The following is a 25671-nucleotide window of genomic DNA, read 5'->3' on the forward strand; positions in this document are numbered from 1 at the left end:
GGTGGCACGCGGGCTGAGGGGCCCGTGGACACGGTGGGGCCGGGCGGCGCTGGAGGGGCGCCGTCCGGCCCCGCCGTCGTGCCTGGGCACCCGCGGGTGCCCAGGGCCGGCGATGGGTAGCGTGCCCCCATGGCTGCCACCCCCGGTCCTGCGGGACGTCTGCTGCTGCTCGACTCCGCGTCGCTGTACTTCCGTGCGTTCTTCGGGGTGCCCGACTCGGTGCGCGCCCCCGACGGGACGCCCGTCAACGCCGTGCGCGGGTTCCTCGAGACGGTCGCGCGGCTGGTCGCGGAACGTCGCCCGACGCGGCTCGTCGCCTGCTGGGACGAGGACTGGCGGCCCGCGTTCCGCGTCGAGGCGGTCCCGTCGTACAAGGCGCACCGGGTCGCGCGGGAGGTGCCGGGGACCACGGGCGTCGAGGACGTCCCCGACGCGCTGACGGCGCAGGTGCCCGTGATCGTCGACCTGCTGGCGGCCCTCGGGGTCGCGCGTCTGGGGGCCGCGGGCTACGAGGCCGACGACGTCATCGGCACGCTGGTCGCACGCGAGGCGGCCCGCCCGCCGGGGGACCGGTCCGCGGTGGACGTCGTGACCGGCGACCGGGACCTCTTCCAGCTCGTCGACGACGCCGTGCCGGTCCGCGTGCTGTACCCGGTCAAGGGGGTGAAGGACCTGCTGGTCGTCGACCAGGGCGTCCTCGCGGAGCGGTACGGCGTGCCCACGGGGCGCGCCTACGCGGAGATGGCGGTGCTGCGCGGCGACCCGAGCGACGGCCTGCCGGGCGTGCCGGGCATCGGGGAGAAGACCGCCGCGGCCCTGCTGCGCCGGTACGGCACGCTCGCCGACGTGCTCGCGGCCCGCGACGCCGGCGACCGCGGGCTGACGGCGACGCAGCGGACCCGGCTGACCGATGCGGCCGACTACCTCGCGGTCGCACCGCGCGTCGTCACGGTCGCGCCCGACGCGCCCGTCGCGGAGGTCGACGACCGGTTGCCCGCGGTGCCCGCGGACCCCGACGCGCTCGTGGCGCTCGCGCAGCGCTGGGGCGTGGCGTCCAGCGCGCGACGCGTGGTCGACGCCTTCGCCGAGGCGGCCGCCCCGCGCTGAGGCGGCGCCGTCCCGCGGCGACCAGCTCCGCGGGAGCGGTCAGCCCTCCGCGGGCGCCGCGGGGTCGGCCGGCGGTGCGGGCAGGACCCACACGTTCGCGCCGGCGGCCTGCCAGTCGCCGCCCGACGGCGGCGCGGCGCCGTCCGCGCCGAGGCGCACGCTCGAGCCGTCCTCCGCCGTGGCGGTCGTCACCGCACCGGGCTTGGGCGACGTGCAGGACGTCCGCGCCTGGTCGCCGTCCGGGACGACCACGAGGCAGAGCGCGCCGTCCCAGCGCAGCGCCGCGAAGTGCTGCCCCGCGGCGGTCCGCACCGCGAACCGGGTGGTCTCGGGGTCGACACCGGCCTCCTGCGCGACGGCCGGGTCGACCGCGTCGGTCGGCTGCTGCGCGCGTTCCAGCAGCTCGACGGTCATGCCGTTGGCCTGCGCGGTGACGACCTGCGGGCGCGCGAGCAGGAGCCACGCGACACCGGCGACCACGAGCGCCGCCGCGACCGCGAGCACCACGCCCACACGGCGGCCGTGCGCCGGGTGCGGGTCGTGGTCGTCCTCCTCGACGTGGTCGAAGAGGTCGCGGTCGTCGAACGTCGTCACGGGACGATTATCCGCACACGGCGACCGGCGCGTGAGCCGGACACACCGGACGGACCGCCGCGTCGGCGCGCGCCCGGACGTCCGACCTGCGTGGGCGCACCCCGGACGCCGGTCGTCACGGCGCCGTGCGCTCGTGGTCCGGTGCGTCCTCGCGGGGTGCGACGCCGTGCACGACGTCCGCGAGGTGGCGCACGAACCAGCCCTCGGCGGCCGACTCCCAGTACTGGGCGACCGCGGCGATCGGGTACACGAGCACCTCGGGCACGCGCTGCGCGAGTACGATCTCGGTGCCGTACCGGTCGGAGCAGACGGCCCAGTCGAGCGTGGGCGCCTGGGCGCGTACGAGGTCGCCCAGCGCGACCCCGAACGCGTCGGCGAGCGAGCGAGGGTCGGGCCGGTCCTCGGCGAGGGCCCACTGCCGGCGCACGCGGTCGAACAGGGCGCCGACGGTCCCGGCGTCGGTGGGGTCGTCGCACAGGCCCGCGACGAGTGCCCGCTGCTGCGCGAGGAACAGCAGCTCGGCGGGGTTCAGCGCGTCGATCGTGTGCCGCGTGTCCGACAGCGCGGCGGCCACGGGGCCGACGGCGGTGGCGTCGGCCGCGGGACCGGGCGGACCGTCCGGTGCGTCGCCGGGCGTCGCCGCCTCCTCGTCGGTGACCGGGCGGGCGGCGTCGCCGTCCTCGTCCGGCACGTCCTCGAGGTGCTCGACGACGCGTCGCAGCTCGCCCTCGCCCGGCGTGCGGCCTTCCGCCACGGCTGCCGGGTCCCCGTCGGCGAGGGGTGCGTCGGCGGGTCCGTGCGGTGCGGGCAGCACGGGGCCGCTCCCTCGCGGCGTCCGTCGGTCCAGTGCCATACGCCACGCATCGGCTCGGGCACGAGAGGTCTTGACGCACGCGAGCGGGTGTCGCCCGGACGGACGCCGGGCGACACCCGCTCGTCGCGGGGGGTGGTCAGCGGGCGCTGATCACCTTGGCGGTGACGGTCGGCAGGTAGTTGCCGTCACCGAGGTAGAGCGCCGTGACCACCGACGTCGACCGCAGCGCCGGCAGGGTCACCGTCGCGGCACCGTCCGTCAGGGTGTAGGTCCCGACGGGGCGCAGCCCCAGCAGGACCGTCACACGCCCGGCCGCGGCCGGTGCGCCGTCCCCGCCGCCGACGCGCACCGTCACGGTGGGCGTGCTGCCCCGCGGGACGGTCCAGGACGCGGTCTCGAGCGTCGCGGTCGACGTGCCCGGCACGACGCGCACCTGGGACTGGCCCTCGGAGCGTGCGACGTCCGCCGTGCCGTCGAACACCGCGGTGAGCCGGTGCGTGCCCGTCGCCAGGTCCCGCGGCAGCTCGATCGTGGCCGTGCCGGTGAGGCCGTCGACCGTGAGCTCGCCCGACGCGAGCACCTTCCCGCGCTCGCGCACGGTGACGGTGCCCGACGGCGCCCAGCTCGCGCCGGTGACCGTGACCGTGGCGGTCACGGGCTTGCCGTAGCGCGCGAGCGTGGGGTCGACGCGCAGCGCGGTCGTCGAGGCCGAGGGTGCGAGGTCGACCTCGGTCACCGCCGACTCGGACGCCGTCCACAGCGGCGAGTCGGGCGTGTACCGGACCTTCAGCGCGTGCGCCCCGGCGTTGAGCGTCGACGTCGTGAGCTCCCCGGCGCCGTCCGTCACGGCGGCGGTGCCGAGCTCGACCTCGCCGTCGTAGAACGTGAACGTCCCGGTGGCCTCCGACGGCGTGACCGCCGCCCGCAGCACCGTCTCCCCGCCGGCCGTGCCGGACGACTCGACGTCGAGCGTCGTGGTCGTCGCGACGGCCTCGGGGACCGTCACGTCGACGACCTGCGCGCGGTCGCCCGTGCCGTTGGAGTGGTGCAGCACGAGGACCTTCTGGTCGCCCGCGCCCGGCCCGCCGTGGACCTCGACCGTGGCGCCGTCGAACGTCTGCGACACGAAGTCGGCGCCGATGTTCGAGCCGAACCACAGCGGCGGGTCGTACGGGTCGACCGTGAACGGCCCGACCTCGTCGACGATCCCGTCGGCGGGGAAGGCGTAGGTGCTGCGCATCTGCGCCCACACGCCGACCGGCGTGCCGGGCTCGACGCCGAGCGCGGCGAGCGGCACCGGGACGACGACCGTGCTGTTGTCGAACGCGCCCATCTCGATGTTCCCCGCGAAGGGGTACAGCAGCTCGGGCCCGGCGATCAGCTCGTTGGTGTCGTAGTCGTAGGTCTGCACGACCGTGTAGTCGGTCTCGTCGAGCTTGGCGACGACGGTCGTGACGTCGGGCTCGCCGTCGCCGTCGGTGTCGACCAGGACGTACGGCTTGAGCGCGTGGCCCAGGGCCGCCCAGTCCCCGTCGGTCGCGATGCCGACGCCGAGGTAGCCCTCGGCGGGGTCGCCGCCGTCGGCCGCGAGCGCGGGTGCGGTGGACGCCCACCCGACGTGCCGGATGTCGCCCGCCTTGATCGTCGAGGCCGAGGTCTCGGCGCCCGGCGGCAGCTCCTCGAGCCGCGGCGAGTCGGCCGCGTGCACGAGCGGCGTGGCCAGGCCGTACCAGCCGAGGGACTGCACGTCGCGCCCGCTGAACGCGAGCTCGGCGGTGGCGGCCGACGGGTCGGGGAACGCGAGCGGCGCGGCCTCGAGGTCGGACGTCGGGCGCGGCGTGCCCTGCACGGGCAGGCGCCACTCCTTGCCGCCGGACGTCAGCACGAGCCGGCCGGAGACCTGCGAGACGAACTCGCGCGGCAGGCCCTCGATCTGCTCGGCCTGCATGGTCGGGTCGATCTCGCGCTGCACGGTGGCCGGGTCGGCCGTGAACGTCAGCGTGACGACGCCCGTGCCGCCGGCGGGCACCCGCAGGCTCGCCGGCGCGGCCGTGATGGTCGCTCCGCCGGACGTCGTGCTCGACGTGACCTTCGTGGCGTAGGTGCGCGCCGTGGAGCCGAGGTTCTGCACCGTGACGGCCTTGCGGATCGTCACCGTCTTGTCGGCGAGCGGGACCAGGCCGAAGCTGACCGAGGTCTGCTGAGGGCGCTCGGCGTTGTAGACGAGCGTGTCGTTGGTGACCGCGGCGAGCGTGTCGACGCGGCCCGAGCCGACGCGCGGCGGGCCGAAGAAGACGTCGCCGCCGGGCTCGGTCGCGACGTCGTGCGTCGCGGTGTTGACGATCGCCGCCTTGATCTGCGCGGCCGACCAGCCCGGGTGCGCCTCGCGGACGAGCGCCGCGATGCCCGCGACGTGCGGCGAGGCCATCGACGTGCCGTTGCTGCTGGCGCCGCCGTTGCCGGAGCCGACGTTCGCGGACACGATCTGCTGACCGGGTGCCGCCACGTCGGGCTTGCCCCAGCCGAGCGAGCCGTGCACGCCACGCGACGACGACGTCGACAGCGTGTCGGGCGCGACGTCCTGGCGCGTGCTCAGCGCGAGCGACGGGCCCATCGTCGTGACGAGCGTGCCCGCCTCGATCTCGGGGAGCAGCGCGTCGGTCGAGGCGGCCGTGAGCTGGAAGCCGGGGATCGTCGCGTTGCCGCCGATGCCGGCGGAGAACACCGCGAGCTCGGTGGGCAGGAGCACGCCGACCGCACCGGCGGCCTCGGCGTTGTTGAAGCGCACGCCGGAGCCGCACGCGCGGGTCGCGTCGTCGTCGTCCCACCACAGGTAGGCGATCTTGCCCGCGACGGTCGCGGCCTGCTCGGGCGTGAAGGCGGTGCAGCCGTCGAACGTCGCACCGACGTACGCGACGGGCGCCGTGACGTCGGGGCCGCTGTAGTTGACCGAGTTCTGACCGGCGTGCCGGCCGACGAGCGCCGGGTCGGACGCCTCGGTCACCTCGGTCGCGTCGAACGCGAGGTCCTTGCCCACCGACCACGCGACGGTGAGGCCCGCGAAGCCGTTGCCGGGCGAGCCGCCGACGTCCTCGATGTCGCCCTCGTTGCCGGCCGACAGCACGACGGTCGTGCCGAGCGCGGTGAGCTCGGAGACCTGCAGCGACTCGGGGTCGTCGGCCGGTGCGCCGGCGGCGCCGAGCGACAGGTTCAGCACGTCGATGCGGTCGTCGAACGACCCGTCGCCGTTGGGGTCGGCCGCCCAGTCGAGCGCGAGCGACGACAGGCTCGTGGAGCCCGCGACGTCGCCGAACACCTTGAGCGCGTACAGCTTGGCCATCGGCGCGGTGCCCGGGCCGACGGGCCAGTCGAGGACGGACTCGAGCGCCGAGTAGTCGCCGTCGAACGTCGTGCCGTCGGGCGTCACGCCGTAGCCCGCGGCCGTGCCGGCGACGTGCGTGCCGTGGCCGTGGACGTCGATGGGGTTCTCGTCGGGCACGGGGACGAGCTGCGCGGGGTCGGTGCCGTCCGCGTTGTAGTTCGTCCCCGCGAAGTCGTAGCCGCCGAGGAACTTGTCGGGGTCGAACGCGCCGGCGGGCACCGGGCCCGTGCCGTCCTCGCCGTACGCGGCCTCGTAGGCCTCGACGGTGCCCGGGCCGCCGAAGGCGGCGTGCGTGTAGTCGATGCCGGTGTCGATGACGCCGACCGTGATGTCGGTGCCGAGCACACCCGTGCTCTGCCACGTCGCGAGGGCCTTGGTGAACTCCACCTGCGCGGCGTTGTCGAGCGTGCGCTCGGCGACGAGGCGCACGGACCGGACGTTCGGGTCGTCGGCGAGCGTGCGCAGCTGGTCGGCGTCGCCCAGCACGAGCGCGCCCGAGACGAGGTTCGTGACGGTCGCGAGGCGCTGCGGCTGCGCGGCGGCGGTGCGTGCGCTCGCGCTCGACGCCTCGGCCGGCACGACGTCCGCGGCGGCGGCCTCGGTCGCCGCGGCGGCCTCGCGGACCTGCGCGGGGCTGCCGCCGTCGGCGGCGACCTCGACGCCCGACGGGGTGTCCAGCTCGACGAACGCCGTGACGGTCCCGCTCGCCTCGGCGAGCGCGTCGCCGACGCCCTCGACCTTCGTGACCGGGACGTCGCCCGCGACGAGGAGGCCGGACAGGTCGTCCGGTGGTGGGGCGGCGCTCGCGCCCGACGAGCCGAGCAGGGCGCTGGTGAGGACGACGGACGCGGCGGTCAGGCCGGCGAGCAGGCGACGTGGCATGGGATCCATCCCGGGGGTCGGACGTCGGGGGCACGACGACGTCACGGCAGGCCGCAGACGGCCCCCCCGGACGTCATACCCGAGGTTGGCTGCGGTCACAGCCGCCGGGCACCCTGTGCACGGTACTGACCGGTAGGGGTTTTCGTCACCCCTTCTCCACAACTTCTTCTTCGTCCGCTTCGCCGTCTTCGCGAAGGCTCCACGGCGGAACCCGTGCCGCGTCCAGGACGCGCGTCCGGGGTCGACGGTCCCGCCGGCCGCCGGGTGGGCGCCGACGCGGCCGTGCGGTCGGTGACGCCGTGATCCGTCGCGCCTCGGGCGACGTGACGACGACCGATCGCGGGGTCGTCGCCGGTCGCACGCGCCGACCGGCTCGACGGGACTCCCGCGGGCGGGCGGTGTCAGCGCGAGGAGAGGGCCTCGGTGCCGTGCGGCGGGGTCGGCAGCGGGCCGCGCCGCGACGTCCGGGGGGTGCCGGGCGGGACGACGGGGATGGCGCCGGTGTGCGGGGTGACGACGGGGACGGCGCCCGTGTGCGCGGTCACGACGGGGATCGCGCCCGTGCGGGGCGGGACGACCGGGATCGCGCCGGTGCGTGCGGTGACGACGGGGATGGCGCCCGTGCGGGGCGGGACGACCGGGATCGCGCCCGTGCGTGCGGTCACCACCGGGATCGACCCGGTCCGCGGCACGTCGGCCGCCGCGGGGGCGACCGTGAAGCGCGGCTTGCGGCCGGGGCGGCGGCGGAACCGCCGCTGCTCGATGCCCTCGAGGGTCGTGGCACGCCAGACGGCGCCGCCGTTGAGGCGGCCGTCGGGCGGCGGGAGCCACGGCACCTTGCGCGAGAGCCAGACGCGGATCGTCGCGTGCTCGACGTCGAGCCGGCGTGCGAGACGCGCGATGTCGTAGAGGTCGTCGAGGCCGTTGCCGTCGCCCGCGGGGTCCACGGCGCGCGCCGGGGGGCGGGCGTCGTCCGTCGTCACGGCAGTCAGGGTAGTCGGGGACGGCGCGCGATCGTGTGACGGTCCGGTAACAGGATGTGCACACGATCTTCGCTCGCTCAGCGGCTCAAGACGGATGGACGGGCGTCCGACTCACTTAACGTGTTTCGCGTGAGTGACAGATTGCCGAGCCGTCGGCGTCGGTCGGGCGGCGGCAGGCATGTCGCTCCGCGACCTGACGCCGCCCCCCGCACGCCCCGCACCACGCGCGTGCCCCAGCGAGTCGCCCAGGGTGGTGTCGCGCTCGGGCTCGTGATGAGCATGGGCGCCGTCGTCGCGACCGCCGGCGCCCAGGAGCCGACCGTGGTCGACGACGTCGCCGCCCTCGTGCGCGCCGCGACCACGGACGCCACGGACGCCCAGGACCAGCGCACCGACGAGCTGCGGGCGCAGGCCGTGCAGGCCGCCCAGGGCGTCGTCGAGCAGGTCTCGCTCGTGCGCGCCGACGCCGAGCAGGCCGCGGTCCCGACCGAGGTGCTGGCCGAGCTCGACGCGGCGACCGAGCAGCTGCGGGCCGCCATGGACGACGTCGACGTGCCCGCCGACGTCGTCGACCGCACGCCGAACGTCTCGCGCGACGCCGAGCGCACGTCCGCCGAGCAGGACGGCGCGCCCGCCGCGAGCCCCGACGCCACCGCCACGCCCGACGCCACGGCCGACGACGCGGCCGCCCCCGACGCCGCCGCGGCCCCCGCCCCGAGCTCGGACCCGACCTCCACCGCGACGTCGGACGCGGCGCCCGCCGACGCGTCCGACCCCGCGGCGCCCGCGACCGACGCGCCCGCCACCCCCACCGCCGAGCCGTCCGCGGGCGCCACCGGCGACCCGATCGCCGACGCCACCCTCCCGGACACGTCGGACCCCGCGACGACGCCCCTGCGCACCGCGCTCGACCGCGTCAAGCAGGCCGCCGAGGTCGTGCGGACCACCACCGAGCAGAAGCGGGCCGAGGCCGCCGCCGCCGAGGCGGCCGCCGCCGAGGCCGCGCGCGTCGCCGCCGAGCAGGAGGCGCAGCGCGCCGCGTGGAAGGCGTCCCTGCAGGGCTACGCGAACGGGAAGGTCCCGAGCTCGGCCCTGTGCGGCGTCGGGTTCGACAAGAACGCGCTGCTGCGGTGCGACGCCGCCGAGTCGCTCGACGCGCTCGACGCCGCGTTCTTCGCGCAGTTCGGCACGCACCTCACGGTCTCCGACTCGTACCGGTCCTACGCCGCCCAGGTCGCGTGCCGCGCCAACAAGGGCTCGCTGTGCGCGACGCCCGGCACGTCGAACCACGGCCTCGGCGTCGCGGTCGACCTCGGCGGCAGCGTGCAGAGCTTCGGCACCGCGCAGCACCAGTGGATGCGCGAGAACGCGCCGACGTACCAGTGGACGCTCCCCGAGTGGGCGCGCGCCACGGGTAGCAAGCCCGAGCCGTGGCACTGGGAGTACACCGGCTGAGTCCTACGATCGGCTCCATGACGGAGCCGACGTCACCCGTGCGGCCGCTGGTCGGGCGCGGCGCCGAGCTCGACGACCTCGACGACCTGCTGTCCTCGGTGTCGGCGGGCGGCGGCGCGACCGTGCTCATCGAGGGCGAGGCCGGCGTCGGCCGCACGCGGCTCGTCGAGGCCCTGCAGGGCTCGGCCGCGCTGCTGGGCGTCGGCGTGTGCGCGGGTCGCGGCGCGGGCCCGGGCGCGGCGCCCTACGCGTTGCTGGCGGACGTGCTGCTCGCGCCCGCCGCGCACCGCGAGGCCCGCGGGCCGGTCGTCGCCGAGCTCGGCGCGCTGCTCGACGTGCTGCCCGCCGACCGCGCCGACGCCCCGGCCCGGTACGCGCGCGCCGACGAGCTGTTCGCGGCGCTGCTGCGCCACCGCGGCGAGCAGGGTCCGTGGGTCCTCGTGCTCGAGGACCTGCACCTGGCGGACGCGTGCTCGCTGAGGCTCCTCGCCGCGCTCGCGGGCGAGGGCCCGCTGCCGCACGCGCTCACCGTCATGACGCTGCGGGGCGTGCCGCACCGCGTCGAGCTCGACGCGGTGGTCGCCGCGTGGACCCGCGCCGGGGCCCGGTACCTCGAGCTCGTGCCGCTCGCGCCGGCCGCCACCGTCGAGCTCGCGCAGCACCTGCTGCACGGCGCCGTCGGCCCCGCGCTGCGCGGCGTGCTCGCGACCACCGGGGGCAACCCGCGGCTCGTCGTCGACGTGCTGCGCACCGCGCAGGCGTGCGGCGTGCTCGAGCGCTCGCGCGGCGCCGTCGAGACGGTCGGCTCCGCGTGGCTCGACGAGCTCGACGACGTCGGGCGGGCGCACGTCGCCTACCTCGGTGCGGACGTGCTCGACCTGCTCGGCACCGCGTCGGTGCTCGGGGCGTCGTTCGTCGTCGGGGACCTCGCGGCCCTGGCCGACGAGCCCGTCGCCGACTGCTGGCGCACGCTGCGGCACGCGCTCGCCGCGGGCGTGGTGCACGCGCGCGGCGACCGGCTGGTGTTCCGCCACGACCTCGTCCGCACCGCGCTCTACGCGGGGCTGAGCGCCGAGCGGCGCCGTGCGCTGCACGCGCGCGCGGCGTGGGCGCTGCGGGCGGCCGGTGCGCCGTCGCACGTGGTCGCGGCGCACCTCGAGCGCGCGCGCTGAGCCGTCGCGCCGTGGCCGGGTGGGTCCGCCGCGCAGCACCTAGGCTCGGACGGGGCGCTGCCCGCGCCCGGCACCCGACGCACGAGGAGTGGACATGCCCACGCGCACCGCACGCACCGCCTGGAACGGCACGCTGCAGGACGGCGGCGGCCAGGTCGAGCTCACGAGCTCGAAGGTCGGCACGTACGACGTGTCGTTCCCGAAGCGCGCGGCCGACGAGGCCGGCGGCACGACGAGCCCCGAGGAGCTCATCGCGGCGGCGCACTCGTCGTGCTTCGCGATGCAGCTGTCGGCCGACGTCGCCGAGGCCGGCGGCACGCCCGTCGCGCTCGAGGTCACCGCCGACGTGAGCCTCGGCCCGGACCCGGCGGGCGGGTTCCGTCTCACGGGCATCGCGCTGACGGTGCGCGGCGAGGTCGAGGGCCTGGACGCCGACGGCTTCCGCGCGGCGGCCGAGAAGGCCAAGGCCGGCTGCCCGGTGTCGAAGGCGCTCACGGGCGTCGAGATCACGCTGGACGCCGCGCTCGAGTCCTGACCGCGTCCCGCACGAGGGCGGTCCGGCCGTGCGCCGGGCCGCCCTCGCGCGCGTCGGACGGGACCTGGGTCCCGTGAGGTGAGGCTTGCCTCAGGTCTACGTTCGCGACGTGGACCTGAGCACGCTGCCGCCGGGCACGGCCGCCCGCGTCGTGGCCGTCGACCTCGAGGACGGCGCACGCGTGCGGCTGCGCGAGCTCGGCCTGCGGCCGGGCGGCGACGTGCGCGTCACGCACCGCGCCGCGTTCGGCGGGCTCGTCGTCGCCGTGGGGGCCGACCGGTTCGCCGTCGACGCCCGCACCGCCGCGCGCATCGCGGTCGACCCGGGTCCCGTCGACGTCGCCCCCGCCTCCCCCTCCCCGGCGGGGGCGACGTCGTGAGCTGCCACGACGCGTCCCCGGGTGCGGCCACGACGACGCTCGACGCGCCGCTCGTCGTGCTCGTCGGCAACCCGAACGTCGGCAAGTCCACGCTGTTCAACGCGCTCACCGGCGCGCGCCAACGCGTGGTCAACGCGCCCGGCACCACGGTCGAGCTGCAGAGCGGCACGTGGCGACCGGGTGGCGCCGCAGCCCGCGGCGAGGTCCGCCTCGTCGACCTGCCGGGCGCGTACTCGCTGGTCGCGCGCACGCCCGACGAGCAGGTGACGGCCGACGTCGTCGCGGGCGGCGCGGCGCTCGGGCGCCCCGACCTCGCGGTCGTGCTGGTCGAGGCCGGGGCGCTCGCGCGCTCGCTCTACCTGCTGGGCCAGGTCGCGCGCCTCGGGCTGCGCGTCGTCGTGGGGCTGACGATGGTCGACGTCGCCCGCTCCCGCGGGGTCGACGTGGACGTCGACGCGCTGGCCGACCGGTTGGGCGTGCCGGTCGTCGTGGTGCACCCCCGCAGCGGGCGCGGCACGGACGCGCTCGCGGACGTCGTGCTCGCGACGCTGCGCGACGCCGACGCCGGGCACGTGCGCCTGCCCGTGCCCGTCGACCCCGTGCCCGTCGACCCCGTGCCCGTCGACCCCGTGCCCGACGAGGTCGAGGCGCTGTTCGCGTGGGTCGACGACCTCGTGCGCGCGGTCGGCGGCGTGGCCCCCGCGGGCGTGCGCACGTGGTCCGACCGCCTCGACCGCGTCCTGCTGCACCCGGTCGCGGGGATCCCGGTGCTGCTCGCGGTCATGTGGCTGCTGTTCCAGCTCGCGACCGCGGCCGCCGCACCGCTCATGGACGCGGTCGACGGGTTCGTCACCGGCACGCTCGCGGACGGCGTGACGACCGGGCTCGACACGGTCCACGCGCCCGCGTGGCTCACGGGCCTGCTGGTCGACGGCGTGCTCGCGGGCGTCGGCACCGTCGCGGCGTTCGTGCCGCTCATGGCGCTCATGTTCGTGGCCGTCGCGGTGCTCGAGGACTGCGGGTACCTCGCGCGGGCCGCGTTCGTCGCCGACCGCGCGATGCGTGCCATCGGCCTCGACGGGCGCGCGATGCTGCCGTTCGTCGTCGGGTTCGGCTGCAACCTGCCCGCGCTGGCCGCGACGCGCACGCTGCCGCACGCGCGCCAGCGGCTCATGGTGGGGCTGCTCGTGCCGTGGACGTCGTGCCCCGCGCGCCTCACGGTGTACGTGCTGCTGTCCTCGATCTTCTTCCCCGGGCACGCCGGCACCGCGATCTTCCTCATGTACGTCGCGAGCGTCGCGCTCGTCGTGCTGGGCGGGCTGCTGCTGCGCGTCACGCTCTTCCGCGACCTGCGCCGCGAGCCGCTCGTGCTCGCGCTGCCCGCCTACCAGCGGCCGCGGCTGCGGGCGCTCGCGCTGTCCACGTGGACGCGCGTGCTGTCGTTCCTCACCAAGGCGGGGCAGGTCGTCGTCGTGACGCTCACGCTCGTGTGGGTCGCGCTCGCGGTGCCGGTGGTCGGCGGCCACGCCGTCGGCGACGTGCCGGTGGCCGACTCGCTGTACGGGCGCGCGGCCGAGGCCGTGGCCCCCGTGCTGGCGCCCGCCGGGTTCGGCGACTGGCACGCGTCGGCCGCGCTCGTCACGGGCTTCGTCGCGAAGGAGGTCGCGGTCGGCGCGCTCGCGCAGGCGTACGCGGTCGACGAGCCCGACGACCCCGCCGCCGCGGGGGACCTGGGCGACCGGCTGCGCGCGACGTTCGAGGAGTCGTCGGGCGGGCACGCGGCCGCGGCCGCGGCGGCGTTCATGGTCTTCGTGCTCGCGTACACGCCGTGCCTGGCGACCGTCGCCGAGCAGTGGCGGCTGTTCGGCGCGCGCTGGACCCTCGGCTGCGTGGGCGCGCAGCTCGCGGTCGCGTGGCTGCTGGCGGTCGCGGTGTTCCGGGTCGGGGCGCTGCTGTGAGCCTGCTCGCCGACGTGGTCGCGGCGGCGGGTCGGGGTGCCGGCCCGGCGACCGTCGCGCGCGAGCTCGGCGTCGACGTCGGGCTGGTCGAGACCGTGCTCGACCACGCGGCGCGCGTGGGGCTCGTCCAGACGTCGTCGTCCGCGCTGGGGCGCGCCGCGTGCCCCACGTGCCCGCCGCGCGAGCGGCGCCCGGTGGCCTGCGCGGGCTGCCCGCTGACCCGCTGACGGTGCTCGTGCCGGACAGCGCGTGGACGGAGGTGTCGGGTCCTAGGTGGGGGGTGGGACACTGCCGGGCGTGGCTGTGACGACCGGAACGCCCCCCGTCCGGGACGTCGTGCACGCGCTGCGCGACGCCGTCCGCGGGAGCGTCGACGACTCCTCCCGCCGGCGCGCCGAGTACTCGACCGACGCGTCCAACTACCGCGTCGTGCCGCAGGTCGTGGTGTTCCCCCGGGACACCGACGACGTCGAGGCGACGCTGCAGGTCGCGCGCGAGACCGGCACGCCGCTCACGTCGCGCGGCGGCGGCACGTCGGTCGCGGGCAACGCCGTGGGCACCGGGATCGTCCTCGACTTCTCGCGGCACGTGAACCGCGTCCTCGAGATCGACCCCGAGGCGCGCACCGCGCGCATCGAGCCCGGCGTGATCATGGCGCACCTGCAGCGCGCCGCCGCACCGCACGGGCTGCGGTTCGGGCCCGACCCCTCGACGCAGGCCCGCGCGACGCTCGGCGGCATGATCGGCAACAACGCGTGCGGCCCGCGGGCCGTCGCCTACGGGCGCACGGCCGACAACGTCGTCGACCTCGACGTCGTCGACGGCACCGGCCGGCGCTTCACGGCACGTGCCGGTGCCGGGTCGCTCGACGTCGTCCCCGGGCTCGACGGGCTCGTGCGCGCGCACCTCGACGTGATCCGCACCGAGCTCGGGCGGTTCCGCCGCCAGGTGTCGGGGTACTCGCTCGAGCACCTCGCGCCCGAGCACGGCACCGACCTCGCCAAGATGCTCGTCGGCACCGAGGGCACGCTCGTCACGCTGCTCGGCGCGACCGTGAACCTCGTGCCCGTGCCGTCGGCGCCCGTGCTCGTCGTCCTCGGCTACCCCGACATGCCGACGGCCGCCGACGCGGTGCCCGCGCTGCTCGCGCACGCACCGCTCGCGATCGAGGGCATGGACTCGCGGCTCGTCGACGTCGTGCGGCGCGTCAAGGGCGCGTCCGCCGTGCCCGACCTGCCGCCCGGTGCCGGCTGGATGATGTGCGAGGTCGGGGGCGCGACCCTCGACGAGGCGATGGCCACGGCGCGCGCGCTCGCGGCCGACGCCGGCACCGACGCCGTCGGCATCTTCCCGCCCGGTCCCGAGGCCGCGGCCATGTGGCGCATCCGCGAGGACGGCGCGGGGCTGGGCGGCCGCACGCCGTCGGGGGCCCAGGCCTGGCCCGGGTTCGAGGACTCGGCCGTGCCGCCCGAGCGGCTCGGCGCGTACCTGCGCGAGCTCGAGGCGCTCATGGCCGACCACCGCGTCGACGGGCTCGCCTACGGGCACTTCGGCGACGGGTGCGTGCACCTGCGCATCGACATGCCCATGGAGCGCTCGGGCGGGCCGCTGCGCGCGTTCATGGAGGACGCCGCGACGCTCGTCGCCAAGCACGGCGGCTCGCTGTCGGGCGAGCACGGCGACGGGCGTGCGCGCTCCGAGCTGCTGCCCGTCATGTACTCGCAGCGCGCGATCGACCTGTTCGGCGCCGTGAAGGACCTGTTCGACCCGCGCGACCTGCTCAACCCGGGCGTCCTGGTGCGGCCGCGCCCGCTCGACGCCGACCTGCGCCGGCCCGCGGCCCGTGCGCTGCCCGCCGCGTCGGGGTTCTCGTTCGCGCACGACGGCGGCGACCTGACGACGGCCGTGCACCGGTGCGTCGGCGTCGGCAAGTGCCGCGCCGACAACCACGCGGCGGGCGGGTTCATGTGCCCGTCGTACCTCGCGACGAAGGACGAGAAGGACTCGACGCGGGGCCGCGCGCGCGTGCTGCAGGAGATGGCCAACGGGTCGCTCGTGTCGCGCGGGTGGTCCTCGGCCGAGGTGCACGAGTCGCTCGACCTGTGCCTGAGCTGCAAGGCGTGCTCGTCGGACTGCCCCGCGGGCGTCGACATGGCGCAGTACAAGGCCGAGGTGCTGCACCGCACCTACCAGGGCCGGCTGCGTCCCGTGAACCACTACGCGCTGGGCTGGCTGCCGCGGTGGGCACGCCTCGTCACGGGTGTGCCGGGGCTCGCGGCGCTCGCCAACGCGGTGCTGGGCGTGCGTCCCGTCGCGAAGCTCGTGCTCAGGCTGGGCGGCATGGACACCCGTCGGAAGATGGTGCAGTTCGCGCCCGTGCCGTTCCGCGCGTGGGCGCGGCAGGCGGGGCGGCGCGCGGGCGACGTGCGCGTGGTCGGGCGTCGCGACGCCGAGAGCGTCGCGCTGCCGGTCGAGGCCGCGGGCGCCGGGGGTGCGGCGGCGGCCGACGACGCGACGGGCGGGGCCCGTGCCGAGCGCGGTGCACCGCGTCCGCCCGTGCTGCTGTGGACCGACTCGTTCAGCGACACGCTCGCGCCGTCGGTCGCGCACGCGGCCGTCGCGGTGCTGCGCGACGCGGGCTACGACGTGCTGGTGCCCGACCACGACGCGTGCTGCGGCCTCACGTGGATCAGCACCGGCCAGCTCGACGGCGCGCGCCACCAGCTCGAGCACCTGCTCGAGGTGCTCGGGCCGTTCGCGGTCAACGGCATCCCGATCGTCGGGCTCGAGCCGTCGTGCACGGCCGTGCTGCGCAGCGACCTGGTCGACCTGCTGCCCGACGACCCGCGTGCGACGGCGGTCTCCCGAGCGACCCGCACGCTCGCCGAGCTGCTGACCGCGCCCGCGCCGATCGGCCCGGGGGACCGGTGGCAGGTGCCCGACCTGTCGGACGTCACGGCCGTCGTGCAGCCGCACTGCCACCACTACTCGGTCATGACGTGGACCGCGGACCGTCGCCTGCTCACCGACGCGGGCGCGCAGTTCTCGACGCTCGCCGGGTGCTGCGGCCTCGCGGGCAACTTCGGCATGGAGAAGGGGCACTACGACGTGTCGGTCGCGGTGGCCGAGAACGCGCTGCTGCCCGCGCTGCGTGCCGCTGCACCGGGCGACGTCTACCTGGCGGACGGGTACTCGTGCCGCACGCAGGCCGACCAGCTCGCGGGCGTGCAGGGCGTGCACCTGGCCGAGCTGCTGGCGTCCCACCTGCCGACCGCGTCGCCGTCGCCCGCCGCCACGGACTGACCCGCGAGCCGCCGCGGCGCGCTCCGCCGAGTGCGGTACAACGCCACCGAGCGCGCCGGAAACGAGTACCGCGCTCGGCCGCGGAGTACCGCGCTCGGCGGTGCACGCGCGGGTCAGGCCCGGTCGAGCAGGGCGCGGACCGCGTCCTTGACGCGTGCGTCGAGGGGGGCGTCGCCGCTGCCCAGCAGCGCGTGCAGGAAGAGGCCGTCGCCCACGAGCTGCACGAGCCGCGCGGTCACGGGGTCGCCGATCGCCCGGCGCAGGCCCGCGGCCCAGTCGTCGAGGTAGCGGGCCATGCGGTCGCTCGCGGGCGGGTAGGTGCCGAGCAGGCGCAGCGCCGCGAGCAGCGTGCGCTCCTCGGGGCCGTCGGCGGTCTGCGAGCCGTCGAGGAACCAGCGGGCCGCGCCGTCGGGGTCGGTCGGGCACTGCGCGTCCGCCGCGACGCCGCCCGCGTCGAGCCGGTCGAGCAGACCCTCGAAGAGGTCGTCCTTGCTGCGGAAGTGGTAGAGCAGCCCGCCCTTGGAGACGCCCGCGCGCTCGGCGACCGCGTCGAGCGTGGCGCCGCCGGGGCCGTCCTCGAGCAGCACGTCCTGCAGCGCGTCGAGGATGCGGTCGCGGGTGGGGGCCATGGGCGTCGAGCCTAGCGACGGAGGTCCTCTTGTGCACCGTCCGGACGGTCGGCTACTGTACCGGCTGGACGGTATAGCCGTCGTCGGGCGACGAACCCGGCGACCCGGTCCGGGGAGTGGACCCGGCCCGCGTGCCCGACCCCCGGACCCGCCCGGTGAGCGCGGAGCTGTGAAAGGACGTCATCGTGCCCACGCACGCGACCCCGACCCCCGACCCCCGCTCCACCACGAGCGCGACGGACGCACCCGTGACCGCCGTCGACGACGGTGCTCGCGCGGTGACCGACCCGGCGACCGACCCCGCCACCCCCGTGCCGCCGCGCGCCGGCCTGCGGCAGTGGCTCGCGCTCGCGGTCCTCATGCTGCCCGTGCTCGTCGTGTCCATCGACAACACGGTCCTGTCGTTCGCGCTGCCGCAGATCTCGGTCGCGCTCGCACCGACCGCGCAGCAGCTGCTGTGGATCGTCGACATCTACCCGCTCATGCTCGCGGGCCTGCTGGTCACCATGGGCACCCTCGGCGACCGGGTGGGACGGCGCCGCCTGCTGATGATCGGCGCCACCGGGTTCGGCGTCGTCAGCCTGCTCGCGGCGTTCTCGACCGACGCGACGCACCTCGTCGCCGCCCGGGCCCTGCTGGGGCTGTTCGGCGCGACCCTCATGCCCTCGACGCTGTCGCTGCTGCGCAACGTCTTCCTCGACGACGACCAGCGGCGCCTCGCCATCGCGATCTGGGCCGCCGGGTTCTCCGGCGGGTCGGTGCTCGGCCCGATCGTCGGCGGCTGGCTGCTGCAGCACTTCTCGTGGGGCTCGATCTTCCTGCTCAACGTGCCCGTCGTGCTCGTGCTGCTCGTCGCGGCGCCGCTCGTGCTGCCCGAGTCGCGCAACCCCGGCTCGGGGCGCCTCGACCCGGCCAGCGTCGTGCTGTCGGTCGTCGCGATGCTGCCGCTCGTCTACGGCATCAAGCACCTCGCGTCGGCGGGCGTCGACGCGCTGGGTGTCGCCGCGCTGGTGGTCGGGCTCGCGATGGCCGTGGTGTTCGTGCGGCGGCAGCGCACGCTCGCGTCGCCGCTGCTCGACGTCGGCCTGTTCGGGCGGCCCGTGTTCTCGGCGTCGGTCGGCGCCAACTTCACCGCGTCGTTCGCGCTGGCCGGCCTCGTGCTGTTCCTGTCGCAGCACCTGCAGCTCGTCGTGGGCCTCGACCCCGTCGAGGCCGGGCTGTCGCTGCTGCCCGGCGCCGTCGCGTCGATCGTCGCGGGCCTCGTGGCGGTGCGGCTCGCGCGGTCGTTCCCGCTGTGGGCGCTCGTGCCCGTCGGCATGCTGCTGGCCGCCGGCGGCTACGCGCTCGGCACGCTGCTGGGCACCGACCACCGCACGGGCGTCGTCGTCGCGACGTTCGCCCTGGTCGGCGCGGGTGTGGGGCTCGCCGAGACGCTCACCAACGACGCGATCCTCGCGTCGGTGCCGCCCGAGCGCGCGGGTGCCGCGTCGGGCATCTCGGAGACGTCGTACGAGCTCGGTGCGTCGCTCGGCGTCGCGGTGCTCGGGTCGGTGCTCGCCGCCACCTACCGCGCGGACCTCACGCTGCCCGCGGGCCTGACGGCCGAGCAGTCCGCCGCGGCGGGCCAGACCCTCGGCGGGGCCGTCGCGCTCGCGAAGGACCTGCCCGACGCGGTCGGCGGCCCGCTGCTGGTCGCGGCGCAGGACGCGTTCGCGCACGGCGTCGCGGTCACGTCCGGCATCGGCGCGGCCGCGGTCGGCGTCGTCGCCGTGGGGGTGGGGGTCGTGCTGCGACGCCACCGCGGAGCCGGCGACCGCTGAGCAGCCGCTGAGACCCGCGCGCGGCGACCGGCCGGGGGTGGAGGGCCCCCGGCCGGCCGCCGCGCGCGTCAGTCCGCGAGCAGCGCCTCGACCCGCTGCACCTTGGCGTCCAGCTCACCGGTGTGACCGGGGCGGATGTCGGCCTTGAGCACGAGCGAGACGCGGTGGCCGTGCGCGCCGACGGCCTCGGTGGCGCGGCGCACGACGTCCATCACCTCGTCCCACTCGCCCTCGAGCGTCGTGAACATCGCGTCGGTACGGTTCGGCAGGCCTGACTCGCGGACGACGCGGACGGCGTCGGCGACGGCCTGGGACACGGACTCGCCCGCACCGAGCGGGGCGACGGAGAAGGCGACGAGCATGCGCCCACCTTGCCCCTCGCGGGGCGGTGCGTCCACCTCGTCGGGGGTGCCGTGGCCCGCGTCGCGCACCCCGCGAGTGGCGCGCGTCGCCCGTCCGACCCCTGCCGCTGACCGCCCGAGATGTGGGACCCTGTCCGTGCGACGACCGCACCCCGCGCGGGCGGGCGTGCCGCCGTCCCACCCGCCCCTGCTGTGCGAGGAAGGCCCGGCCGCGACATGCCCATCTTCGAGCTCGACGACGGACGTCCGCGCCTCGTCCAGCCGATGCAGCCCCTGGCGGGGTCGTTCGCGCAGGAGGTCACCGCACTGCTCACGCACCACCTCGCCGCGATCGCCGGCGAGCCTCTGTTCGTCGTGCGGGCGCGCGGCACGTCCGAGCGCGCCGACCTGCCCGAGCTGCTCGCGCTCGACGCGGCCGGGCGTCCCGTGGTCGTCGAGGTCGCGCAGGTGCTCGACGACGACGCGCTGGTCGCGGCGCTGCGCCACGGCGGTGCCGCGGCGCGCATGACGACGACCGACCTGTCCCGCGCCTACCACGCCGACCCGGGCCGGTTCGCGGTCGAGTTCGCGGCGTTCCGCGAGCAGGTGCCGTTCGGTGCGGGCGCGGGCCGGGCACCCGGCGGCGTGCGGCTGCTGCTGCTGTGCTCCGAGGTCGCGGCCGAGGCCGTGGACACGCTCGGGTTCCTGCGCGCGGGTGCGCACCAGGTCGACGTGCTCCAGGTCGGGGTCGTGCGCGGCGACGAGCGTCGGCTGCTCGAGGTGTCGCCGCTCGCGCTGCACGAGGGCGTGCGCCGGTCCGTCGAGCCGACCGCGCTGCGGCTCGTGCGCTCGAGCGAGGCCGGCGCGCGGGGCGTGGGCTACGAGCCCGAGCGGGGTCCCGGGTCGCCCGCGACGCGCGGCCGCTCGCTGCCGACCGGTGAGCTGCGCGCCGTGACGCCGCCCCCGTCCGTCGAGCCGCCCGCGCCGACGCCGATCGGGCGTCGTGGCACCGTCACCGAGCCGACCCCGCTCCCGTTCCGCACCGCCGGCCCCACCGCGGAGCGGCCGGGCGACGAGGCCCGGCCCGACCTCGACGAGTGGCCGCGGGACGCGGCGACGTCGACGCTCGAGGGGCCCCCGACGCTCACGCCCGTCGCCGGTCTGCGCGCCGCCGCGCTCGAGGGTGCGACCGCACGCCGTGCCGACGCACTGGCGCCTCCCGTGGTCGACGCGCCGCCGCCCGTCGACGCCGGTGCGGACGCGGGCGTCGCGACCCCGTCGCGTGGCACGGACGCCGCCGCGCACGTCGCGCCGGCCGGCACGACGACCGGCACGACGACGCCCGGCGGGCCGGACGCGCGCGGGACGGCGGCGTCCGGGGTCGGCGCGCAGCGCCCCGCGCGCCCCGACTGGCCCTTCCCCGAGCTCGCGATGCTCGCCAAGCGGCGCCGCGCGGTCACGACCCTCGTGTGGGCGCGCGAGCGCCGCGGGCAGCGGTTCACGGCCGTGCTGCGCCCCGACGGCATGATCGAGCTGCCCGACGGCACGGTCCTGCAGGACCCCGACGACGCCGCGACGGCCGTCTCGGGCGTCGACGGCGCGGACGGCTGGCGCGCGTGGCGCCTGGGCGACGGCGGCCCGACGCTCGCGGAGGCCGCGGGCACGCTGTGACCCCGCGGCCGCGCGGCGGTCCGCGATGGCGTCGTCAGCCCCAGCCGTACGCGGCGAGCCACCGCGTGAGCTCGGCGTAGAAGCGCTCGCGCGCGGGCCGCGCCGACAGCGTGAGGTCGTGCATGCCGCCCGCGACGCGCACGAGCGTCATCACGGGCCCCAGCTGCATGGCGCGGTGCGCGATCGCGTCGGTGTCGAGCACGACGTCGGCCGAGCGCATCTCGTCGCTCCAGCGCGGGCTGATGAGCGTGCGGTCGGACAGCGCGGTGAACACGGGCACGTCGATCCGCAGCCCGCGCGCGACGGTCGCGTGCCCCACCAGGACGGCGCTGAGCCAGCCGGCCCGCACGGGGAACGACGGCGTCGGGCGCCACCGCGCGTCGAACGTCCAGTCGCCGCCCGTGGCCGCGTCGATCGTGCGCGCGTAGTACCCGGGGTCGATGTTGGGCAGCGCGGTCTTGGGGCTGAACCGCGCGAGGCGGCTGATCGCGGGCGCCGACAGGTGCCGCGCGAGCGACGAGCCCTGCAGCTCGAGCCACGGCGAGTTCAGCACGAGCCCGCTCACGACCCCGGGGTGCCGGGCTACCCACAGGCTCAGCACGAGGCCGCCGGTCGAGTGGCCCATGAGCATGATGCGCGCGACCGGCCCGAGCTCGGCACGCACGACGTCGAGCGCGGCGCCGATGTCCTCGTCGTACGTGCGCAGGTCGTCGACGTACCCCGGGGTCTGGTGGTCGCGCAGCGAACGCCCGTACTTGCGCAGGTCGAGCGCGTAGAACGCGGCACCCTGCGCGTGCCAGTAGCGCGCGAGCGGCGTCTGGAAGAAGTAGTCCGACCAGCCGTGCACGTACAGCACGGCGCGCGCGGGCCGCAGCGCCGGGTCGGGCGCGTAGCGCACGAGCGTCGCGGTGACCTCGCCCTCGTCGTCGTCGGCGAGGTCGAGGCGGCGCGCCTGGAACCCCTCGCCGAGCGCGTCGGGCGACCAGTCCGTCGTGAGCGTCGAGCCGTCCCAGGCAGGCGTGTCCGGCGGCGCGGGGCGCTCGGGTGCGGCCGTCGGGGTCTGCGCCGCGGCCTGGGCGGCGGCATCGGTGCTCGGCTCGGACGTCATGTCACATCTCGAGGACGATCTTGCCGACGTGGGAGCCCGCGTGCAGCCGCGCGAGCGCGTCGGCCGCGCGCGCGAGCGGGAACGTCGAGTCGACGACGGGTCGCACGCCCGTGCGGGCGAGGAACGCGAGCACCTGCGCGAGCTCGTCGCGCGTGCCCATGGTCGCGCCCACGATGCTGATCTCCTGGAAGAACACCTTCGTGAGCGACGCGGGCTCCGGGTCGCCCGAGGTCAGCCCCGCGACGACGATCCGGCCGCCGGGGCGCACCGAGCGCACCGAGTGCTCCCACGTGGCCTTGCCGACGGTCTCGATCACGACGTCGACGCGCCCGACGCGCGTCCCGGGCTCGACGGCCTGCGCGGCGCCCAGCGCGAGCGCGCGCTCGCGCTTGCCCGCGTCCCGCCCGGTGACGACGACCTCGAGGCCTGCCGCGGCGCCGAGCTGCACGGCCGCCACCGCGACCCCGCCGCCCGCGCCCTGCACGAGCACGCGCTGCCCGGGCTGCGCGGCGCCCGAGCGGAACAGCATCCGGTACGCCGTGAGGTACGCGGTCGGCACGCACGCCGCCTCGACCCAGGTCAGCTCCGCGGGCTTGTCGACGACGTTCCACGCGGGCACCGCCACCTGCTCGGCGAGCGTGCCGGGGTAGCGCTCGGACAGCAGCGTGCGCGGCTCGTCGGCGGGGACGCCGCGCCCGTCGGGTCCGCCGACCACCGCGTGCACGACGACCTCGCGTCCGTCCTCGGTGACGCCCGCGGCGTCGGTGCCCAGCACCATCGGCAGCTGCTCGGCCCGCAGGCCCACGCCGCGCAGCGACCACAGGTCGTGGTGGTTGAGCGACGACGCGCGCACGTCGACCGTCGTCCAGCCGTCGGGGGCCGTGGGCGTCGGGGCCTCGCCGACCTCGAGCCCGGCCAGCGGGTCGGCGGGGGAGAAGGACACGACGCGCGCGGAGAGCATGCCTCACGGTAGCCCGCCGCCGGCGTGAGGCCGGCGGGACCTCGGGGGTGGGTGAGGTGTGACGTGCGCGACCGCCACGTCGCGGGCGTCGCGCGACGTCCGCCGCGTCACAGCAGCGGCAGCATGCGCCCCAGGTCCGGCACGGCCTCCGACGTCCACCGCGGCTGCAGCGCGAGCGCGAGCTCGTCGACGTCGTACGGCGCACGACCCGCCGCGAGCCGCATCCAGCGGCGCGCGTCGGCGACCTCGAGGTCCCAGCCGCCGCGCGCCCGCACGATCGCGAGCAGCTCGTCCGCGACGAGCGCGAGCGCACCGGGGTCGACGGGGTCGGGCGCCGCGTCGGCACCGCGCACGCGGCGGACCGAGCGGTGCAGGTCGTCGCCGTGCACGACCAGCTCGACGACGCGCGACACCGTCATGGTGGACAGCCGCACGGGCCCGCGCCGCGCCTGCACCACGGGGTCGGCCGGCAGCAGTGCGTCGAGCGTCGCGAACGCCGCGGCTGCCGACGCCGTGACGTACCCGACGGGGTCGGCGGCGTGTTCGGCCGCGAGGGCGCGCGTCGTCTCCGCGACGTCCTGCGCGCGCCCCGCGTACGTGCCGAGGTACTCGCCGAGCGACAGCGGCACCGTGCCCTCGGGCAGCGGCGTGCACACGGCCAGCGCGTCCATCGCCCGGCCCAGGTGCGCCCACAGCTCGACGACGCTCCACCCGTCCAGCACCGACGGCTCGCGGCCCAGGCGCGGGTCCGCCATGTGCTCGACCCACCCGTGCAGGCGGTCCCACTGGGTCCGCAGGGTGGTCGCGGCGGTCTGGACGTCGGCGGGCATGCGCCCCATCGTGCCGTGCGGCGCGGCGACCGGCCACGCCGTCCGCCGGACGAGCGGCGCGGTGCGCGTCGCCGGCGCCGGGACGTCCGCGTGCCGGCGACCACGGGCGGACGCCCGGGGCCTCGGCCGCGGGTCAGTCGTCGTCGGGGCGCACGACGTCCCACGTCGCGAACGGCACGAACCCCGCTGCCCGCGCGAGCGCGACGGACGCCGCGTTGTCGAGCTGGCAGCGGTACAGCGGCTCGTGACCGCGCGCGTGCGCGTGCGCCGCGAGCGCGCGGACCGTGCGGCGTCCCAGACCCCTGCCGCGGTGCTCCGGGAGGGTGAGCACACCGGTGTCGGCGAGCGTCGTGCCCGCCCACGGGTAGGCGCTCGCGGCGGTCACGAGCCGCGGCCCGTCGGCGCCCGCGACGAACGCGCCGACGACGAGCCAGTGGTCGAGCTCGACGTACGCCTCGTCGAGGTCGTCCCCGGGGGCCGCCGCGGCGAAGGCCGCGAACGCGTCGGCGTCGGCGGCGGTGAGGACCCGGACGTCGTCGCCGGGGGCCGGCGTCGTCAGCGCCGCCAGCGCGGCCGCGGGGAGGTGGAACACGTGGTCGGCCCCGTTGAGCGCGACCCCGGCCGAGGTCCGTGCCGAGCTCAGCGCGGCGGCCTCGACCGTGGCGCCGTCGACGAGCCCCAGCGCGGCGGCCACCTCGGGCGTCGCGCGGACCACGCCGCCGGTCCCCGCGAGGTCCAGCACCGAGAGGCGCCGCGCCGCGGGCAGGTCGGCGTCGACGACGACGCGGTACGTCCCCGGCGTGGTCGGCAGGTCGGCCGGTGCCAGGCCCGCGAGCCAGTGGTCGGTGACGGCGGTCGAGAACACGGGACTCCCCGGGGCGGTGGGTGCTGGGAGGGCCGCCGGCGGGTGCGCCGCGGACCTGCTCGGTCGGCCGCGACCCTAGGCGCCCGTCCCCGCCGACGGCGACGGCTTTCCCCCGCCCGCGCCGCCGCCCCACCCGCGCCGCCGGCCTCGCCCCTCCCGCCCGCGTCCCACCACTGTCGTCGAGCGCGGGGTTCGGCCGCCTCCGAGGCGCCAGGAGCGGCCGAACCCCGCGTTCGGCGGTGTCCCGGGCCGCCTCCGGGGGTCCCGGTCGGCGGGGCCGTCGGTCGGGTCGTGGGTGCCGCCGACGAGGCGGCGGTGGGAGTATGCCCCCGTGCCGACCGACGTCGTGCTGGTGCCGCTCGTGCAGGTCGGGCGGCCCGGCGAGCAGCTCCGTACCGTGCCGCGGTTCGTGCGGCACGGCCCGCCCGAGATCCGCTGCGACGCGGGCCTGGTCGCGACCGGGCGCGCCGAGCGTGGTCGGCACGTCGTCGAGACGTCCGACGGCCCGTGGGTCGTCCGCACGTCGGCGCACCGCGAGGTGCGCGTGACCGACGCGTCCGGCACCGAGATCGCGTGGCTCGCGCGCACGTTCTGGCGGCGGCGCCGCCGGGGGCGCGTCGGGGACACCGTGGTGCACTACCGGCCGTCGAGCCTGTGGCGACGCGGCGGGCGCTGGGTCGACGACGCGGGCCGCGTGCTGCTGACCGTGCGCGTGCACGACCGCGGCTTCCGGCGCTCGCTCACCTGCACGCCCGCGCGGTCGGCGGCACCCGGCCCGTGGGTCGTGCTGCTCGTGCTGCTCGCCGACGAGGCGGCCTACGACACCGCGCCGCTGTCGGACGTCGTCATGGAGATGGGCTCGGGCCTGGGGAGCTGAGCCCC

At 76.9% G+C, this 25671-nt stretch carries 21 protein-coding genes; 11 read left to right on the top strand and 10 right to left on the bottom strand.

Features of this window, described 5'->3' with window-relative positions:
• Window positions 1-129 precede the first annotated feature (129 nt).
• Window positions 130-1107 (top strand): 5'-3' exonuclease, encoded by a 978-nt coding sequence (locus E4A51_RS14460; RefSeq protein WP_134852191.1) that lies wholly within the window; start codon window positions 130-132, stop codon window positions 1105-1107.
• A gap of 39 nt (window positions 1108-1146) precedes the next feature.
• On the opposite strand, the gene E4A51_RS14465 is transcribed toward E4A51_RS14460, so the two are convergent.
• The 4 genes from E4A51_RS14465 to E4A51_RS14485 all read right to left on the bottom strand — a co-directional run bounded on the left by E4A51_RS14465 (window position 1147) and on the right by E4A51_RS14485 (window position 7762).
• A complete protein-coding gene (locus E4A51_RS14465) occupies window positions 1147-1701 on the bottom strand; it encodes a hypothetical protein (protein ID WP_046530032.1) in 555 nt (184 codons plus the stop codon).
• Window positions 1702-1816: 115 nt separating this feature from the next.
• On the bottom strand, window positions 1817-2515 hold the full coding sequence (locus E4A51_RS14470; protein ID WP_134852192.1) for a DUF3806 domain-containing protein: 699 nt from the start codon (window positions 2513-2515) through the stop codon (window positions 1817-1819).
• Between the two features lie 136 nt (window positions 2516-2651).
• Window positions 2652-6779, bottom strand: a complete 4128-nt coding sequence (locus tag E4A51_RS18930; protein ID WP_134852193.1) for a S8 family serine peptidase — start codon at window positions 6777-6779, stop codon at window positions 2652-2654.
• Between the two features lie 401 nt (window positions 6780-7180).
• Window positions 7181-7762: a hypothetical protein gene (locus tag E4A51_RS14485; protein WP_070320001.1), complete on the bottom strand. Its 582-nt coding sequence runs from the start codon at window positions 7760-7762 to the stop codon at window positions 7181-7183.
• A 228-nt stretch (window positions 7763-7990) separates the two neighbouring features.
• Between E4A51_RS14485 and E4A51_RS14490 the strand changes: the two genes are divergently transcribed.
• The 7 genes from E4A51_RS14490 (at window position 7991) to E4A51_RS14520 (ending at window position 16564) form a co-directional block, all read left to right on the top strand.
• Window positions 7991-9217: a D-alanyl-D-alanine carboxypeptidase family protein gene (locus E4A51_RS14490; protein WP_134852194.1), complete on the top strand. Its 1227-nt coding sequence runs from the start codon at window positions 7991-7993 to the stop codon at window positions 9215-9217.
• Between the two features lie 17 nt (window positions 9218-9234).
• Entirely contained in the window at window positions 9235-10389 is a 1155-nt protein-coding gene (locus E4A51_RS14495; protein ID WP_070319999.1) for an AAA family ATPase, read from the top strand.
• A 94-nt stretch (window positions 10390-10483) separates the two neighbouring features.
• Window positions 10484-10924, top strand: a complete 441-nt coding sequence (locus E4A51_RS14500) for an OsmC family protein (protein WP_046531109.1) — start codon at window positions 10484-10486, stop codon at window positions 10922-10924.
• Window positions 10925-11033: 109 nt separating this feature from the next.
• Window positions 11034-11303: a FeoA family protein gene (locus E4A51_RS14505; protein WP_087509987.1), complete on the top strand. Its 270-nt coding sequence runs from the start codon at window positions 11034-11036 to the stop codon at window positions 11301-11303.
• Window positions 11300-13261, top strand: coding sequence for a ferrous iron transporter B (locus E4A51_RS14510; protein ID WP_134852195.1), 1962 nt, complete (start codon window positions 11300-11302; stop codon window positions 13259-13261). Before E4A51_RS14505 ends, E4A51_RS14510 begins: the two co-directional genes overlap by 4 nt.
• Window positions 13258-13488 carry a hypothetical protein gene (locus tag E4A51_RS14515; RefSeq protein ID WP_134852196.1) on the top strand — a complete coding sequence of 77 codons (231 nt, stop codon included), beginning with the start codon at window positions 13258-13260 and terminating at the stop codon, window positions 13486-13488. The genes E4A51_RS14510 and E4A51_RS14515 overlap by 4 nt, the downstream gene beginning before the upstream one ends.
• A 70-nt stretch (window positions 13489-13558) precedes the next feature.
• The gene (locus E4A51_RS14520) at window positions 13559-16564 is read left to right on the top strand and encodes an FAD-binding and (Fe-S)-binding domain-containing protein (protein WP_134852197.1); all 3006 of its coding nucleotides are present in this window, start codon (window positions 13559-13561) and stop codon (window positions 16562-16564) included.
• A 113-nt stretch (window positions 16565-16677) separates the two neighbouring features.
• Here the strand turns inward: E4A51_RS14520 and E4A51_RS14525 are convergent, their stop codons facing one another.
• Window positions 16678-17193, bottom strand: a complete 516-nt coding sequence (locus E4A51_RS14525; protein WP_134852198.1) for a TetR/AcrR family transcriptional regulator — start codon at window positions 17191-17193, stop codon at window positions 16678-16680.
• A gap of 278 nt (window positions 17194-17471) precedes the next feature.
• Between E4A51_RS14525 and E4A51_RS14530 the strand changes: the two genes are divergently transcribed.
• On the top strand, window positions 17472-19013 hold the full coding sequence (locus E4A51_RS14530; protein ID WP_370297510.1) for an MFS transporter: 1542 nt from the start codon (window positions 17472-17474) through the stop codon (window positions 19011-19013).
• Between the two features lie 68 nt (window positions 19014-19081).
• On the opposite strand, the gene E4A51_RS14535 is transcribed toward E4A51_RS14530, so the two are convergent.
• Window positions 19082-19375: an MTH1187 family thiamine-binding protein gene (locus E4A51_RS14535; RefSeq protein ID WP_134852199.1), complete on the bottom strand. Its 294-nt coding sequence runs from the start codon at window positions 19373-19375 to the stop codon at window positions 19082-19084.
• Window positions 19376-19591: 216 nt separating this feature from the next.
• Here E4A51_RS14535 and E4A51_RS14540 point away from each other — a divergent pair, with 216 nt between their 5' ends.
• Complete coding sequence (locus E4A51_RS14540) at window positions 19592-21025, top strand: hypothetical protein (RefSeq protein WP_070319993.1); 1434 nt, start codon at window positions 19592-19594, stop codon at window positions 21023-21025.
• A 34-nt stretch (window positions 21026-21059) separates the two neighbouring features.
• Here the strand turns inward: E4A51_RS14540 and E4A51_RS14545 are convergent, their stop codons facing one another.
• The 4 genes from E4A51_RS14545 to E4A51_RS14560 form a co-directional block, all read right to left on the bottom strand.
• Complete coding sequence (locus E4A51_RS14545; RefSeq protein WP_134852200.1) at window positions 21060-22133, bottom strand: alpha/beta hydrolase; 1074 nt, start codon at window positions 22131-22133, stop codon at window positions 21060-21062.
• Window position 22134: 1 nt separating this feature from the next.
• Window positions 22135-23094, bottom strand: coding sequence for a zinc-binding dehydrogenase (locus E4A51_RS14550; RefSeq protein WP_134852201.1), 960 nt, complete (start codon window positions 23092-23094; stop codon window positions 22135-22137).
• Between the two features lie 107 nt (window positions 23095-23201).
• Window positions 23202-23924, bottom strand: coding sequence for a maleylpyruvate isomerase N-terminal domain-containing protein (locus E4A51_RS14555; RefSeq protein ID WP_134852202.1), 723 nt, complete (start codon window positions 23922-23924; stop codon window positions 23202-23204).
• A gap of 133 nt (window positions 23925-24057) precedes the next feature.
• A complete protein-coding gene (locus E4A51_RS14560) occupies window positions 24058-24789 on the bottom strand; it encodes a GNAT family N-acetyltransferase (RefSeq protein WP_134852203.1) in 732 nt (243 codons plus the stop codon).
• A 331-nt stretch (window positions 24790-25120) separates the two neighbouring features.
• On the opposite strand from E4A51_RS14560, the gene E4A51_RS14565 reads away from it, so the two are divergent.
• On the top strand, window positions 25121-25666 hold the full coding sequence (locus E4A51_RS14565; RefSeq protein ID WP_134852204.1) for a hypothetical protein: 546 nt from the start codon (window positions 25121-25123) through the stop codon (window positions 25664-25666).
• Window positions 25667-25671 lie beyond the last annotated feature (5 nt).

Source organism: Cellulomonas sp. HD19AZ1 (genome assembly GCF_004535805.1).
GTDB classification, from domain to species: Bacteria; Actinomycetota; Actinomycetes; order Actinomycetales; family Cellulomonadaceae; genus Cellulomonas; species Cellulomonas iranensis.

Bases quoted from the DNA above. Each gene is read 5' to 3' on its own strand.
- E4A51_RS14460 (WP_134852191.1), top strand. From the start codon at position 130: ATGGCTGCCACCCCCGGTCCTGCGGGACGTCTGCTGCTGCTCGACTCC.
- E4A51_RS18930 (WP_134852193.1), bottom strand. From the start codon at position 6,779: ATGCCACGTCGCCTGCTCGCCGGCCTGACCGCCGCGTCCGTCGTCCTC.
- E4A51_RS14495 (WP_070319999.1), top strand. From the start codon at position 9,235: ATGACGGAGCCGACGTCACCCGTGCGGCCGCTGGTCGGGCGCGGCGCC.
- E4A51_RS14500 (WP_046531109.1), top strand. From the start codon at position 10,484: ATGCCCACGCGCACCGCACGCACCGCCTGGAACGGCACGCTGCAGGAC.
- E4A51_RS14525 (WP_134852198.1), bottom strand. From the start codon at position 17,193: ATGGCCCCCACCCGCGACCGCATCCTCGACGCGCTGCAGGACGTGCTG.
- E4A51_RS14535 (WP_134852199.1), bottom strand. From the start codon at position 19,375: ATGCTCGTCGCCTTCTCCGTCGCCCCGCTCGGTGCGGGCGAGTCCGTG.
- E4A51_RS14540 (WP_070319993.1), top strand. From the start codon at position 19,592: ATGCCCATCTTCGAGCTCGACGACGGACGTCCGCGCCTCGTCCAGCCG.
- E4A51_RS14545 (WP_134852200.1), bottom strand. From the start codon at position 22,133: ATGACGTCCGAGCCGAGCACCGATGCCGCCGCCCAGGCCGCGGCGCAG.
- E4A51_RS14550 (WP_134852201.1), bottom strand. From the start codon at position 23,094: ATGCTCTCCGCGCGCGTCGTGTCCTTCTCCCCCGCCGACCCGCTGGCC.
- E4A51_RS14555 (WP_134852202.1), bottom strand. From the start codon at position 23,924: ATGCCCGCCGACGTCCAGACCGCCGCGACCACCCTGCGGACCCAGTGG.